At 70.7% G+C, this 14,422-nt stretch carries 12 protein-coding genes; all 12 read right to left on the bottom strand.

Annotation, left to right across the window (positions count from 1 at the left end; genetic code table 11):
• Nucleotides 1–49 precede the first annotated feature (49 nt).
• Entirely contained in the window at nucleotides 50–769 is a 720-nt protein-coding gene (locus tag DEJ49_RS08970; RefSeq protein WP_150183635.1) for a YggS family pyridoxal phosphate-dependent enzyme, read from the bottom strand.
• A 6-nt stretch (nucleotides 770–775) separates the two neighbouring features.
• Entirely contained in the window at nucleotides 776–1,486 is a 711-nt protein-coding gene (gene pgeF / locus DEJ49_RS08975) for a peptidoglycan editing factor PgeF (RefSeq protein ID WP_411757146.1), read from the bottom strand.
• A gap of 17 nt (nucleotides 1,487–1,503) precedes the next feature.
• Nucleotides 1,504–2,733, bottom strand: a complete 1,230-nt coding sequence (gene ftsZ, locus DEJ49_RS08980; RefSeq protein ID WP_150183637.1) for a cell division protein FtsZ — start codon at nucleotides 2,731–2,733, stop codon at nucleotides 1,504–1,506.
• Between the two features lie 275 nt (nucleotides 2,734–3,008).
• Nucleotides 3,009–3,800 carry a cell division protein FtsQ/DivIB gene (locus DEJ49_RS08990; protein ID WP_150183638.1) on the bottom strand — a complete coding sequence of 264 codons (792 nt, stop codon included), beginning with the start codon at nucleotides 3,798–3,800 and terminating at the stop codon, nucleotides 3,009–3,011.
• 14 nt (nucleotides 3,801–3,814) lie between these two features.
• Nucleotides 3,815–4,909, bottom strand: coding sequence for an undecaprenyldiphospho-muramoylpentapeptide beta-N-acetylglucosaminyltransferase (murG, locus tag DEJ49_RS08995; protein WP_150166815.1), 1,095 nt, complete (start codon nucleotides 4,907–4,909; stop codon nucleotides 3,815–3,817).
• 6 nt (nucleotides 4,910–4,915) lie between these two features.
• The gene (ftsW, locus tag DEJ49_RS09000; protein WP_411757233.1) at nucleotides 4,916–6,211 is read right to left on the bottom strand and encodes a putative lipid II flippase FtsW; all 1,296 of its coding nucleotides are present in this window, start codon (nucleotides 6,209–6,211) and stop codon (nucleotides 4,916–4,918) included.
• A gap of 64 nt (nucleotides 6,212–6,275) precedes the next feature.
• Entirely contained in the window at nucleotides 6,276–7,691 is a 1,416-nt protein-coding gene (murD, locus tag DEJ49_RS09005) for a UDP-N-acetylmuramoyl-L-alanine--D-glutamate ligase (protein WP_190329581.1), read from the bottom strand.
• A 5-nt stretch (nucleotides 7,692–7,696) separates the two neighbouring features.
• Nucleotides 7,697–8,767, bottom strand: a complete 1,071-nt coding sequence (gene mraY, locus DEJ49_RS09010; RefSeq protein ID WP_055565239.1) for a phospho-N-acetylmuramoyl-pentapeptide-transferase — start codon at nucleotides 8,765–8,767, stop codon at nucleotides 7,697–7,699.
• Nucleotides 8,764–10,179 (bottom strand): UDP-N-acetylmuramoyl-tripeptide--D-alanyl-D-alanine ligase, encoded by a 1,416-nt coding sequence (locus tag DEJ49_RS09015; RefSeq protein ID WP_150183641.1) that lies wholly within the window; start codon nucleotides 10,177–10,179, stop codon nucleotides 8,764–8,766. Before DEJ49_RS09015 ends, mraY begins: the two co-directional genes overlap by 4 nt.
• 4 nt (nucleotides 10,180–10,183) lie before the next feature.
• Entirely contained in the window at nucleotides 10,184–11,836 is a 1,653-nt protein-coding gene (locus tag DEJ49_RS09020) for a UDP-N-acetylmuramoyl-L-alanyl-D-glutamate--2,6-diaminopimelate ligase (RefSeq protein ID WP_150183642.1), read from the bottom strand.
• A 19-nt stretch (nucleotides 11,837–11,855) separates the two neighbouring features.
• Nucleotides 11,856–13,820, bottom strand: coding sequence for a peptidoglycan D,D-transpeptidase FtsI family protein (locus DEJ49_RS09025; protein ID WP_317850445.1), 1,965 nt, complete (start codon nucleotides 13,818–13,820; stop codon nucleotides 11,856–11,858).
• A 5-nt stretch (nucleotides 13,821–13,825) separates the two neighbouring features.
• Complete coding sequence (locus tag DEJ49_RS35905) at nucleotides 13,826–14,401, bottom strand: septum formation initiator family protein (RefSeq protein WP_190329298.1); 576 nt, start codon at nucleotides 14,399–14,401, stop codon at nucleotides 13,826–13,828.
• Nucleotides 14,402–14,422: the final 21 nt, after the last annotated feature.

The raw sequence follows: 14,422 nt of genomic DNA on the forward strand, positions 1-14,422 counted from the left end.
ACAGCGAGAATGACCATATTTTCTGCTGTGGTCCGACTTCTTGGCGACGTTACCCGAGCCCGGGTCGGACTCCGAGTACCGCCGTTCCGACGCGCACATGTGTCGCCCCGGCCGCAACAGCCTGTTCGAGGTCCGCACTCATCCCTGCCGACACCATGTTCGCAGCAGGATGAGCCGCGCGCATGAGGGTTGAGAATTCCATCAACCGCTCGAACGCCGCCTGTTGCCGGCCCGCGTACGGCCCGGTGAGCGGGGCGACGGTCATCAGACCGTCGAGCCGCAGCCCCGGCGCCCCGGCCACGAGACCGGCCAACTCTTCGATTCCGCCCGGCCCGACGCCCCCGCGCTCGCCCCGGCCGTTCTCCTCCGCGTCGAGTGCGACCTGGATCAGGCAGCCGAGCTCGCGCTCCGCGCGCACCGCGGCCGCCGACAGAGCTGTGACGAGTTTGGGACGATCGACGGACTGCACCAGATCGGCATAACCGACCACGGAACGGACCTTATTGGTCTGCAACTGTCCGACGAAGTGCCAGGTGAGGGGGAGGTCGGCGCACTCGGCCGCCTTCGGCGCCGCGTCCTGGTCGCGGTTCTCCGCGACGTGCCGCACACCGAGTTCGGACAGGATTCGCACATCGCTCGCGGGATAGGTCTTCGTGACCACGATCAGGGTCACTTCTTCCCGCTTGCGTCCGGCCGCGGCGCACGCCGCGGCGATGCGCTCCTCGACCTGCGCGAGATTCGCTGCGAGTTGGGACTTTCGCTCCGTCATGCCCTATCAGTCCAGCCAGACATAGCCCGCGAGACGACCGGTGGTCCGGTCGCGGCGGTACGAGAAATGGTCACCGGATTCCAGGGTGCACGCCGGCGACTGCTCCCGGTCGCGCACCCCGAGCCGCTCCAGCTGGGCGTGCACCCCGGCGGTCACGTCGACCGCGGGCGTGCCCCAGCTCGTCTCGGCGTGCGCCGCGGGCTCGATCGCGGCGGCGTCGGCGCGCATCGCCTCCGGCACTTCGTAACAGCGTCCGCAGACGGCGGGGCCGGTGCGGGCGACGATGCGGCCGGGCTCCGCGCCGAGTTCCACCATGGCCTCGACGGCGGCGGGAACGACGCCCGCCAGCATCCCGGGACGGCCCGCGTGCGCCGCGGCCGCCACCCCGGCGACCGGGTCGGCGAGCAGAACGGGCGTGCAGTCGGCGGTGAGGACGGCGAGGGCGAGACCCCTGCGGGCGGTCACCACCGCGTCGACGGCCGGGATCTCGGCGTCCGGGCCCCAGGGCCCGTCGACCACCGCGACGTCGCGGCCGTGCACCTGGTTCATCCAGACGACGCGGACCGGGTCGAGGTCGAGGGACTTGGCGGCGAGCGCACGGTTGGCACGCACGGCCTCGGGGTCGTCACCGACCGCGCCACCCAGGTTGAGCTCTTCGTACGGAACGGCGCTCACCCCGCCCCACCTGTCGGTGAAGGCGAAGTGCGCGCCGCTCACGGTGCTGTGCTTGCTTATCACTTCAAGAAGTCCGGCACGTCCAGCTCTTCGGCCTGGCTGTCCTGGTAGGGACGGGCCGGCGGGACCTGCGGCGGGGCCGAGGGCGCGGACGGGGTCTCGCTCACCGGGGCCGCCTCCACGGGCTCCGGGGCGGCGGGCTCGTCGCGCGGTGTGACCGAGCCGAGTCCGCCGAAGGCCGGGCGGGACGATTCGGCAGGCCGGGCGGGCGTGGCGGGCTCTTCCCGCTTGGCCTGACCGGACGATGCCGAGCCGAGGACCTGGTCGCGCTTGGACGGCGGCTGCCCGCCGTCGAAGCCCGCCGCGATGACGGTGACCCTGACCTCGTCGCCGAGCGCGTCGTCGATGACGGCGCCGAAGATGATGTTGGCCTCGGGGTGCGCGGCCTCGCTGACCAGCTGGGCCGCTTCGTTGATCTCGAAGAGACCGAGGTCGGAGCCGCCGGAGATGGAGAGCAGCACGCCGCGCGCCCCGTCGATGGAGGCTTCGAGCAGCGGTGAGGAGATCGCCATCTCGGCCGCGGCCACCGCGCGGTCGTCGCCGCGGGCCGAGCCGATGCCCATGAGCGCCGAACCGGCCTCGGACATGACCGACTTGACGTCGGCGAAGTCGAGGTTGATCAGGCCGGGCGTGGTGATGAGGTCGGTGATGCCCTGGACACCGGAGAGCAGGACCTGGTCCGCCGACTTGAAGGCGTCGAGGACGGAGACCTGGCGGTCCGAGATGGACAGGAGCCGGTCGTTGGGGATGACGATGAGGGTGTCGACCTCTTCGCGCAGCTCCGCGATGCCGTCCTCGGCCTGGTTGGCACGGCGGCGGCCTTCGAAGGTGAAGGGCCGGGTGACCACGCCGATGGTGAGGGCGCCGAGCGAGCGCGCGATGTTGGCGACGACGGGTGCGCCGCCGGTGCCGGTGCCGCCGCCTTCGCCGGCGGTGACGAAGACCATGTCGGCCCCCTTGAGGACCTCCTCGATCTCCTCGCGGTGGTCCTCTGCGGCCTTGCGGCCGACGGCCGGGTTGGCGCCGGCGCCGAGTCCGCGGGTGAGTTCACGGCCCACGTCGAGCTTGACGTCGGCGTCGCTCATCAACAGGGCTTGCGCGTCGGTGTTGATGGCGATGAACTCGACGCCCTTGAGACCGACCTCGATCATCCGGTTGATGGCATTGACACCACCGCCGCCGACACCGATGACTTTGATGACTGCGAGGTAGTTCTGCGGTGCTGCCACGTCGAAGGCCTCTCGCCTCGAGTTACGTGTCGCCGTTTCGCTCTGACGCGATACGACGACTGATGCCGAATGGGACGGTCCGAACGCCGACCCGAACCCTAACGTTGAAGTTTAGGGTTACCAGTGTGTCTGTTCCCTGGACTCTTCCGAACAGGACACTAAGTCGACAAGTGGCGCACGTTCAACGAACACGCCGAACCTCCCGTTTTTCTTTTCACCCTATGTGATCAGCCGTAGCGCTGCCGAACCAGGGTGCTGGCCTGCGACGATATGCGTCAACTGCCCGCCGATGCGGGGGCGGTGGGGACGCTCACGTCGAAGTGCCGTGCCTTGGGTGCCGCTTTCATGAGCGCGGTGAGGGTAGTGGCCTTGGAACGCCCCTTCTCGCCGCTGCCCCAGTCGACGGTTCGTCCGCCCTTCAACTCCAGCGAGATGGAGTCGTACGAACGGACCTTGACGTTCCGGGTATCGCGGGCGACCGCTTCGGGCAGGTCACCGGCGACCCGCACCGCCTCGCGCAGCAGCCGGTCCGTGCCGAAGCGGCGCAGACTGGCCGCCGCGCTGTCCCGGTCCACCCTCAATTCAAGCTTCGGGACTCCCCCGGGCGCGCGTCCGACCGTGGCGAATCGCACTCCCTTGGCGTCCACTTCGACGAACTTTCCGCCCTTTTCGATGAGGAGAACCGGCTTGCGTTCCGTCACTTTGAGTCCGATTCCGTGCGGCCAGGAGCGGACGACGTCAACCGAGTCAATTCGGGGCAATTTTGAGCGCAGCCGGTCTTCGAGCGCATCCGTATCGACCGAAATCAGTGGTGCCCCGACGGGTGCGTCGGCCGCCTCGCGGACTTCTTCGGGCGTCAGGACGCGCGTTCCCGACGTCTTCACGTCCTCGAGACGGAGCCACTGCGAGCCGTAGAGCGCCCAGACCGCTCCGGCGCCGAGCAGCACGGCGAGCACCGAAACGATGATCACAGTGCGCGAACGCGGCAGCCGGAGGCGGCGGGTGCGCTGCGGGCGGGGCGGGCCGGACTTCTTCTGCTGCCGTTCGGCGGTGGTCGGTCCGGCCACGGTCCCCTGCCTTCTCACGCGTTGCGGCGTGACGCAATCGCCTCGTACACCATGCCGACGAGCAGCTCGTCGGCGTCCCTGCGGCCGAACTCCGAGGCCGCGCGGGACATCTCGTACAGCCGGTGCGGGTCGGCGAGGACGGGCAGCACGTTGCCCTGGACCCACTCGGGCGTCAGTTCCGCGTCGTCGACCAGCAGTCCGCCGCCGGCCTTGACCACCGGCTGGGCGTTCAGCCGCTGTTCGCCGTTGCCGATCGGCAGCGGGACGTAGGCGGCGGGGAGCCCGACGGCGGAGAGTTCGGCCACGGTCATCGCGCCCGCGCGGCAGAGCATCATGTCGGCCGCGGCGTACGCGAGGTCCATCCGGTCCACGTACGGTACCGGGATGTAGGGGGGCATCCCCGGCATCTGGTGCACCTGCGGCAATTCGTTCTTCGGGCCGACCGCGTGCAGGATCTGGATGCCCGCGCGCTGCAGGACCGGAGCGACCTGCTGGACGACCTCGTTGAGGCGCCGGGCGCCCTGCGAGCCGCCCGAGACGAGCAGCGTGGGCAGGTTGGGATCGAGGCCGAAGGCGGCACGCGCCTCCGGGCGGACCCGGGCCCGGTCCAGCGTGGCGATGGTGTGCCGCAACGGGATGCCGATGTAGCGGGAGTTGCGCAGCTTGCTGTCGGGGGTGGCGACGGCCACCCCGTGCGCGTACCGCGAACCGATCTTGTTGGCGAGGCCGGGGCGCGCGTTGGCCTCGTGCACGACGATCGGCGTCCCGGTCCGCTTGGCCGCGAGGTAGCCGGGCAGGGCCACATAGCCGCCGAAGCCGACGACGCAGTCCGCCTTGGTGCGCTCCAGGATCTGCTCGGCCGCCTTGATGGTGCCGCGCAGCCGCCCCGGGACGGTGATCAGTTCAGGGGTGGGCTTGCGCGGCAGCGGGACGGCCGGGATCAGCGCGAGTTCGTAGCCCCGCTCGGGTACGAGTCGGGTCTCGAGTCCACGCTCCGTGCCCAGGGCCGTGATGCCCACGGTCGGGTCCTGCCTCCGCAGGGCGTCCGCGAGGGCGAGCGCGGGCTCGATGTGGCCGGCGGTCCCCCCACCGGCGAGTACGACATGCACCGAAATTCACCGCTCTCCGGACGAACGCGCCTTGACGCGCCGTCGCATCGTGTTCCATCTCACCCGAGGTTGCCGCATGGCCAGGGCCGCCTTCGCCGCCGGGTCCGACCGCGCGAAGGCGATCAGGAGTCCGATGGCGAACATGGTCGGCAGCAGGGCCGAACCCCCGTAGGAGAACAGCGGGAGCGGGACACCGGCGATCGGCAGCAGACCGAGCACCGCACCGACGTTGATCACGGCCTGCGCCGTGATCCAGGTGGTCACGCCTCCCGCGGCATACCGTACGAAGGGGTCCTCCGTGCGTCCGGCCACGCGGATACCCGCATAGCCTAGAGCCGCGAACAGGGCGAGCACCGACAGTGTCCCTGCCAGGCCGAGTTCCTCCCCGGTGATGGCGAAGATGAAGTCGGTGTGCGGTTCCGGCAGTTGACCCCATTTTTCCACACTCGCGCCGAGTCCGGAACCGAAGAATCCGCCGGAGGCCAAGGCGTAGATGCCGTGCACGGCCTGCCAGCACTGGTCGCCGGGGCCCGGATCCGTGGCGCCGATGCAGCCGAGCCTGGCCATGCGGTTGGGGCTGGTCTTGATGAGGATCACACCGAGGACCGCCGCGATGCTGAGCACCCCCGCGAAGAGCCGGGTGGGCGCTCCGGCCAGCCAGAGCAGCCCGAAGAGGATCGCGGTGAGGATGATCGCCGTGCCCATGTCGCCGCCGAGCATGATGAGTCCGAGCAGCATGAAGGCGACGGGGACGAGCGGGACCAGCATGTGCTTCCACTGGGCGAGGAGCCGTTTGTCGTGCTTGCGCGCGAGCAGGTCGGCACCCCACAGGACCAGGGCGAGCTTGCCGAACTCGCTGGGCTGGAGCTGGAACGGGCCGCCCAGGTAGATCCAGTTCTGGTTGCCGTTGACGCTGCGCCCTATGCCCGGGATCTGCACGAGGGCCATCAGGAAGACGGTCACCGCGAGGATCGGGTAGGCGAGCGCCCGGTGCAGTTTGATCGGCATCCGCATGGCGACCAGGAGCAGGACGGTGCCGAGGACGGCGGCCACGAACTGCTTGCGGAAGAAGTACGACGCGGGCAGGTTCAGCTGCAGCGCCTGGATCATCGAGGCCGAGTAGACCATCACCAGGCCGAGGACGGTGATGAGCAGGCTGCTGCCGAAAATCAGGTAGTACGCGGTGAGCGGCCTGTCCCAGGCCTTGCGTGCCCTGTTGTAGAGCCGCCTCGGCCCGCTCTCGCCCGGAGGCTGGGAGGCTCCTCTGGCGCGTACCGGAGCCGGTCGCCTCGCGACCCGCACGGAAGACCTGGCCACGTTCCCCTCCCAAGGGTGTGCCCGGCGCCCCGCCGGGCGGAAAGCCCGGTCAGGCGCTCGTGGAGCCGAGCTCGCGGACGGCGTCCGCGAACGCTTCACCACGCTTGTTGTAGTTGGTGAACATGTCCATCGACGCACAGGCCGGAGCCATCAGCACGGTGTCCCCCGGCTGGGCAAGATCCGCCGCCCGGCGTACCGCCTCGGACATCGCACCAGTGTCGGTCCGGTCGAGGTCGACGACCGGGACCTCGGGCGCGTGTCGCGCGAGGGCTTCCCGGATCAGCGCGCGGTCGGCGCCGATGAGGACGGCGCCGCGCAGCCGCTTCGCCGCGTTCTCGACGAGTCCGTCGAAGGTGGCGCCCTTGGCGAGGCCGCCCGCGATCCAGACGATCGACTCGTACGCCGCCAACGACGCCTCGGCGGCGTGGGTGTTGGTGGCCTTGGAGTCGTCGACGTACGCGACGCCCTCGACGTCGGCGACGTGTTCGATGCGGTGGGCGTCCGGGCGGAAGGCCCGCAGCCCGTCCCGGACGGCCGTCGCCTGCACGCCGAAGGCGCGGGCGAGGGCCGCCGCGGCCAGCGCGTTGGCGATGTTGTGCGGCGCGGGCGGCTGGACGTCCGAGACCTCGGCGAGCTCCTGGGCCTGCTTCTGGCGGTCCGGCACGAAGGCACGGTCGACCAGGATGCCGTCCACGACTCCCAGTTGCGAGGGCGCGGGCGCATTCAGCGTGAAACCGATGGCGCGGCAACCCTCCTCGACGTCGGCGTCGCGGACCAGGTCCTCGGTGGCCCTGTCGGCGACGTTGTAGACGCAGGCGATCGTGTTGCCCTCGTAAACGCGCCCCTTGTCGGCGCTGTACGCCTCCATGGAGCCGTGCCAGTCCAGGTGGTCCGGCGCGAGGTTGAGGACCGCCGCGGAGTGGGCGCGTACCGAGGGCGCCCAGTGCAGCTGGTACGAGGAGAGCTCGACGGCGAGCACGTCGTACGCGTCGTCGCCCTCCAGGATGACGTCCACGATCGGGGTGCCGATGTTGCCGACGGCCGCCGTGCGCAGGCCGCCCGCCGTCAGGATCGAGGCGAGCATCTGGGTGGTCGTGGTCTTGCCGTTGGTGCCCGTGATGGCGAGCCAGGGTGCCGCGTCGGGGCCGCGCAGGCGCCAGGCGATCTCGACGTCGCCGACGACGTCCACGCCCGCGTCCGCGGCCGCCGCGAAGAGCGGTGAGGAGGGCTTCCAGCCGGGCGAGGTGACCACGAGGTCGGTGCCCGCGGGAAGCGTCTGCGCGTCTCCAAGGCGTACGGAGATGCCCTCGCCCTCCAGGGAGGCGGCGCGCTCCTTGTGCGCCTCCGAGGAGCCGCCGTCCACGACGGTGACCGTCGCGCCGAGGCCGGCCAGGGCGCGGGCGGCGCTGATGCCGCTCACGCCGAGACCGGCGACGGTGATGTTCTTGCCCTGCCACTCGGACACAGTGGTCACTTTTCAGCTGCCCATCCCGCGTAGAAGAGTCCGAGACCGACGATCACGCACATGCCCTGGATGATCCAGAAGCGGACCACCACAAGGACCTCGGACCACCCCTTGAGTTCGAAGTGGTGCTGGAGGGGTGCCATGCGGAAGACGCGCTTGCCGGTCAGCTTGAACGAGCCGACCTGGATGACGACCGACATGGTGATCATCACGAAGAGGCCGCCGAGGAGCGCGAGGAGCAGCTCCGTGCGGGAGCAGATCGCGAGGCCGGCGAGCGCGCCGCCGAGAGCCAGCGAGCCGGTGTCACCCATGAAGATCTTGGCGGGCGAGGTGTTCCACCACAGGAAGCCGAAGCAGGCGCCCATGAGCGCGGAGGCGACCACCGCGAGGTCGAGCGGGTCCCTCACCTCGAAGCACGCCTGGGGGTTGGTCAGGGTGACCGCGTTGGCGCAGGACTCCTGGTACTGCCAGACGCCGATGAACGTGTAGGCGCCGAAGACCATCACGGAGGCGCCGGTGGCGAGGCCGTCCAGACCGTCGGTGAGGTTCACGCCGTTCGACATCGCGAGGATCATGAACAGCGCCCAGACCACGAACAGGACCGGGCCGATCGACCAGCCGAAGTCCGTGACGAACGACAGCTTGGTGGAGGCCGGGGTCTGGTTGCGGTTGTCCGGCCAGTTCAGCGCGAGCACGGCGAAGCCGATGCCGACGATCAGCTGACCGGCCATCTTCGCCTTGGCGCGCAGACCGAGCGAGCGCTGCTTGACGATCTTGATGTAGTCGTCGAGGAAGCCGACGAGGCCCATGCCCGCCATCAGGAAGAGCACCAGGAGGCCGGAGAGCGTGGTCTCCGTGCCGGTGATGACCTTCGTGAGGAAGTACGCGATGAGCGTGGCCAGGATGAAGGCGATACCACCCATGGTCGGCGTACCGCGCTTGCTGTGGTGCTCGCGCGGGCCGTCGTCCCGGATGAACTGGCCGTAGCCCTTGCGGGCCAGGAGCTTGATCAGCAGCGGCGTACCGACCAGGGTCAGGAAGAGCCCGATCACACCCGCGAAGAGGATCTGCCTCATCGGCCGGAGACCTGCCCCTCGGAAGACACCGCGGCGTCGTCGAGAAGCGCCGTGGCGACCTTCTCGAGACCGACCGATCTGGACGCCTTCACCAGCACGACGTCACCTGGGCGCAGTTCATTGCGCAGCAGGTCGATCGCCGCCTGTGCGTCGGACACGTGCACCGACTCCTCACCCCACGAACCCTCGTTGTATGCGCCCAGTTGGAGCCAGGACGCTTCCCTGCCCCCGACTGCCACGAGCTTGCTCACGTTGAGCCGGACGGCAAGGCGTCCGACCGCGTCGTGCTCGGCGAGCCCCTCGTCCCCGAGCTCGGCCATGTGACCGAGCACCGCCCACGTACGACGTCCCTTGCCCATGGCCACGAGCGCGCGCAGGGCGGCTCGCATGGACTCGGGGTTCGCGTTGTAGGCGTCGTTGACGACCGTCACGCCGTCCGGGCGCTCGGTGACCTCCATCCGCCAGCGGGACAGCGTGCCCGCCTCGGAGAGCGCGAGGGCGATCTCGTCCACGGACATGCCCAGCTCATGGGCGACGGCGGCCGCGGCAAGCGCGTTCGACACGTGGTGCTCACCGTACAGCCGCAAGGTCACGTCGCTGCACCCGGAGGGTGTGTGCAGCGTAAAAGCGGGCTGTCCGTTCTCTGTGAGCCGGACATTTTCCGCCCGTACGTCGGCGTCGTCGGACTCCCCGAAGAGGAGGACGCGGGCCTTCGTGCGGGAAGCCATGGCGCGGACGAGCGGGTCGTCGGCGTTGAGGATCGCGGCACCGTCCGCGGGCAGCGACTCGACCAGCTCACCCTTCGCGACCGCGATCTGCTCGCGGCCGCCGAACTCGCCGATGTGGGCGGTGCCGACGTTCAGGACGAGCCCGATCTTCGGCGGGGTGAGTCCGGTGAGGTACCGGATGTGGCCGATTCCGCGCGCTCCCATCTCCAGGATGAGGTAGCGCGTCTCGTCGGTGGCGCTGAGCGCGGTGAGCGGCAGGCCGATCTCGTTGTTGAACGAGCCCGGCGTGAAGACGGTGGGCGCCTTGCGCTGGAGCACCTGCGCGAGGAGGTCCTTGGAGCTGGTCTTGCCGACCGAGCCCGTCAGCGCCACGAGGGTGGCGCCGAGCCGCTCCACGACGTGGCGCGCAAGGGCTCCGAGGGCCGCCTGCACGTCGTCGACGACGACGGCGGGCACGCCGACGGGCCGCGACGCGAGCACGGCGACCGCGCCCGCGGCGACCACGTCGGCCGCGTAGTCGTGGCCGTCGACGCGCTCGCCGACGAAGGCGACGAAGAGGCTGCCGGGCTCCACCTCACGGGAGTCCCGGACGACGGGTCCGGTGACCTGGACGGCCGGATCCGGTATGTCGTACGTCTGCCCGCCGACGACGGTGGCGATCTCGGCGAGGGAGAGGGCGATCACAACTTCATCCCTGGGTTTGCTGGATAGCTTCGCGAAGCACCTGGCGGTCGTCGAAGGGACGCACCACCCCGGCGATGTCCTGTCCCTGCTCGTGGCCCTTGCCCGCGACCAGGACGGTGTCGCCCGGCTTCGCGCGGACGACGGCGGCGCGGATGGCGGCGGCCCGGTCCTCGAAGACGGCCACGTCGCCGCGTTCGTGGGCCGGCACGTCGGCGGCGCCTGCGAGCATCGTGGCGAGGATCGCGAGGGGGTCCTCGCCACGCGGGTTGTCCGATGTCAGTACGGCGGTGTCGGCGAGGCGGGCCGCGGCCGCGCCCATCGGCATCCGCTTGGTCTTGTCGCGGTCGCCGCCGCAGCCGAGCACGATGTGCAGCTTGCCCTCGGTGACCTTGCGCAGGGCGCGCAGGACCGATTCGACGGCGTCCGTCTTGTGGGCGTAGTCGACGACGGCGAGGTAGGGCTGGCCCTCGTCGATGCGCTCCAGGCGGCCGGGGACGCCGGGCACCGCGGCGACGCCGTCGGCGGCCTGCTGCGGGTCGATCCCCGCGACGGCCAGCGAGACGATCGCGGCGAGGGTGTTGGCGACGTTGAAGGGGCCCGCGAGCGGCGACTTGGCGGTGATCCGCTCGCCCTTGGGGCCGACGGCGACGAACGTCGAGTCGAGCGGCCCGACCTCGACGTCCTCGGCGCGCCAGTCGGCGTCGGGGTGGCCCTCGGCGGAGAAGGTGGTGACGGGCACCTCCGACTCGGTGATGAGCCTGCGCCCGTACTCGTCGTCGAAGTTGACCACGCCGACGCGCGAGCGGCGCTCGGTGAACAGCTGCGCCTTGGCCTGGAAGTAGTCCTCCATGCCGTCGTGGAACTCCATGTGCTCCGGGCTGAGGTTGTTGAAGACGGCGACGTCGAAGACGCAGCCGTCCACCCGGCCCAGCACCAGCGCGTGGCTGGAGACCTCCATGGCGACCGCCTCGACCCCGCGCTCGCGCATCACCGCGAAAAGCGCCTGGAGGTCGGTGGCTTCGGGGGTCGTCCGCTCGGACTTGATGCGCTCGTCGCCGATGCGCATCTCGACCGTGCCGATGAGCCCCGTCGAGCGCACGCCCTTGAGGCCGCCCTCGATGAGGTACGCGGTCGTGGTCTTGCCGGACGTGCCGGTGATGCCGATCTGCAGGAGGTCACGGCCTGGGTGGCCGTAGACCGTCGCCGCGAGCTCGCCCATGCTGCCGCGCGGGTCGTCGACGACCAGGACCGGCAGGCCGGTGGCGGCCGCGCGCTCGGCGCCCGTCGGGTCGGTGAGCACCGCGGCGGCGCCGAGGTCCGCGGCCTGCGCGACGAAGTCGGCGCCGTGCATGCGGGCACCCGGCAGCGCGGCGTAGATGTCGCCGGGGCGGACTGCGCGCGAGTCGTGCGTGATGCCCGTGATCTGCGCGCTGCCCGGGTCGGCGACGCCCAGCCGGCCTGCGAGCTCGGTCAGCGAGGTCGGCGAGACCCGGTCCGGCCGCGGCGGTCCCGGATAGGTCACGGGAGCGCCCTTCTGGGTGGTTTGGGACTGATCAGCGTGTGGCACGGCGGTGAGCGTACCGGGCGTACCCCTCTCGGAGCGAAGTGAGGGGCGCGCCGGGGGGCGGTTCCCCGGGTCGGGGGTGATCGTTGTCACGGGTGGTTCCTGGTCGGTCTCAGGGCTTGAAGGTCACCGGCAGACGGGCCGGGCCGCTTCCTGTGGGCGGGACTTGGAGCGTCTTGAGGGCGAACTCCATGACTTCCTTGTAGATGGGGCCGCAGATCTGGCCGCCGAAGTAGCTGCCCTTGGTGGCGTTCTGGATCGCGCAGTAGACCGTGACGCGCGGCTTGTCGGCGGGCGCGAAGCCGGCGAACGACGAGGTGTAGCCCTTGTAGCGGCCGGTCTCGGGATCGACCCGGTTGGCCGTACCGGTCTTGCCCGCGACGCGGTAGCCCGGGATGCGGGCCTTGGTGCCGGTGCCCTCCTCGTCGTCGACGACGGACTCCAGCATCTGCGCCACGGTCTTCGCGGTCTTCTCGCTGACGACCCGGTTCTTCTTCGGTCTGGGCGCCGGCGTGAAGCGGCCGTCGGGGCCCTTCGTGCCGCGCACCAGGGTGGGCTCGACGCGGACGCCGCCGTTGGCGATGGTCGAGTAGACGGAGGCGGCCTGCATGGCGTTGAGGGAGAAGCCCTGGCCGAACGGGATCGTGAACTGCTGCGACGTGGACCACTTGGACGGGCGCGCGAGGATGCCGGACGTCTCGCCGGGGAAGTCGAGCCCGGATTCCTTGCCGAGGCCGAAGTCGCGCAGGTACTTGTAGAGGACCTTGTTGACGTCCTTCTGTGTCTTGCCCAGTTCCCCGGTGGCGAGGATCGTGCCGATGTTGGACGACTTGGCGAGGACGCCGTTGAGCGTCAGGTGCCAGGTGGGGTGGTCGATGTCGTCCTGGAAGAGCCGGTCGCCGCGGTGCAGCCGGTTGGGCACCGTCACGTGCGTGCCGGGCGTCGCCGCCTCCTCCTCCAGGACGGCGGCCATCGACATGACCTTGGCGGTGGACCCGGGTTCGTACGCGTCCTGGAGGGCGGCGTTGCCGAGGGCCGCGCCGTTGGCCTGGGAGAGGTCGTTCGGGTCGAAGCCGGGGGCGTTGGCCATGGCGAGGACCTCGCCGGTGCGGGTGTCCTGCACTATCACGTAGCCGCGGTCCGCCTTGGACTTCTTGACCTGCTCGCTGATCGCGTTCTGCGCGGCCCACTGGATGTCGCGGTCGATGGTGAGCTCGACGTCGGAGCCGGGCACGGCGGGCGTCTCCGTGGAGCCCGCGGTCGGCACCTGGCGGCCGCCGGACTGGGCGTAGCGGATCTTGCCGTCCTCGCCCGCCAGCTGCTTGTCGAGCTGTGCCTCCAGGCCGCCCGCGCCCTTGCCGTCGGAGTTGACCCAGCCCAGTATCCCGGCGCCCAGCTCGTCGTTCGGGTAGACCCGTTTGCTGCTCGGGTCGGCGAGGACGCCGGCGAGGACGTTCGGGGAGGCCGGGTCGGTGCCCGCCCGCTCGGCGAGCGCGCCGCGCAGGTCCTTGATCTGCTTCCACACCTGGGGGGTCTGGCGGCGGGCGAGCAGGACGTAGCGGGTGTCGGGGGTCTTGAGCTTCTTGGTGAGCTCGGCGGCGTCCTTGCCGAGGATGGGGGCCAGGAGCGCGGCGGCCTGTTCGGGCGCGTCCTTGGTCTTGGCCTCCTTGGGCGCGAAGAGCGTGGGGTCGGCCGTGATGTCGTACGCGTCGACGCTGGCGGCCAGCTCGACGCCGCCGCGGTCGGTGATGCGTCCGCGTTCGGCGGCGAGGGTGTGGGTGAAGTAGCGGTTCTTCTCGGCCTTGGCGGCGTACGCGCTCGCGTCGACGGCCTGTACCTGCAGCAGCCGTACGACGAAGGCCAGCATCACCAGGGTGAGGCCGAGGCTGACCATGCGCAGGCGCGGCCGGGGGCTGCCGAGGCGGATGGTGCGGGCCTTGGCCTTTCCCTTGGCGGCGGGGCGGCGGGCGGCGGGGCGGCCGCCCTGGGCAGGCCGTCGGGGCGCGCCGGGCCGGGCGGGCCTGACGGGCCTCGCGGGTCCTGGCACCCGGCGCCGCGGGGGTTCCCTGTCGGACACTTGCGTCACCTGCCGGAGGTCGTCGTGGGCCGGGGAGTCGTGGGGGCCTGGGCAGCGGGCGTCTCGGCGGGCTGCGCGGGCGGTGGTGTGGCGGAGGCCGGTGCGGCGGGGTCCGGGGCGGCGGGGGACGCCGGGGGCGTGACCGGGACGGAGACGGAGGCGGCGGGGGACGCGACCTCCTGCGGGCGGGGCGCGGGGTACGAAAGGGAGGAGGGGCGGGCCGCGGTGCCGGGGACGCCGCGCACGGTGCCGTCGGGGTTCAGGAAGGCCGGGTCGCCGCCGGGGACCATGCCGAGTTCCTGGGCGCGGCGCTGCAGGGCGTCGGGGGCGGCGTAGCCGTCGACCTCGCGCTGGAGCTCCTGCTTCTCCTCGGTGAGGTCCTTGGTCTCCTTCTTCAGCTCGCTCAGCTGGAAGGAGCCCTCGTTGAGGGAGGAGTTCAGGATCAGCAGCGCGATCAGGCCGCCGCCGAGGAGCAGGACGACGAGGAGCACGAAGGGGGTCCGTGCGGCCTGGCTCGGGCCCTGGGGCAGCAGCCGCGCGAGGCGGGCGGCCCTCCCCCGCAGCTCGGGCTTCTTGCTCATGGAGCCTCCTCGCGGCCTGAC

Origin of the sequence: Streptomyces venezuelae (genome assembly GCF_008642335.1) — a bacterium.
GTDB classification, from domain to species: Bacteria; Actinomycetota; Actinomycetes; order Streptomycetales; family Streptomycetaceae; genus Streptomyces; species Streptomyces venezuelae_F.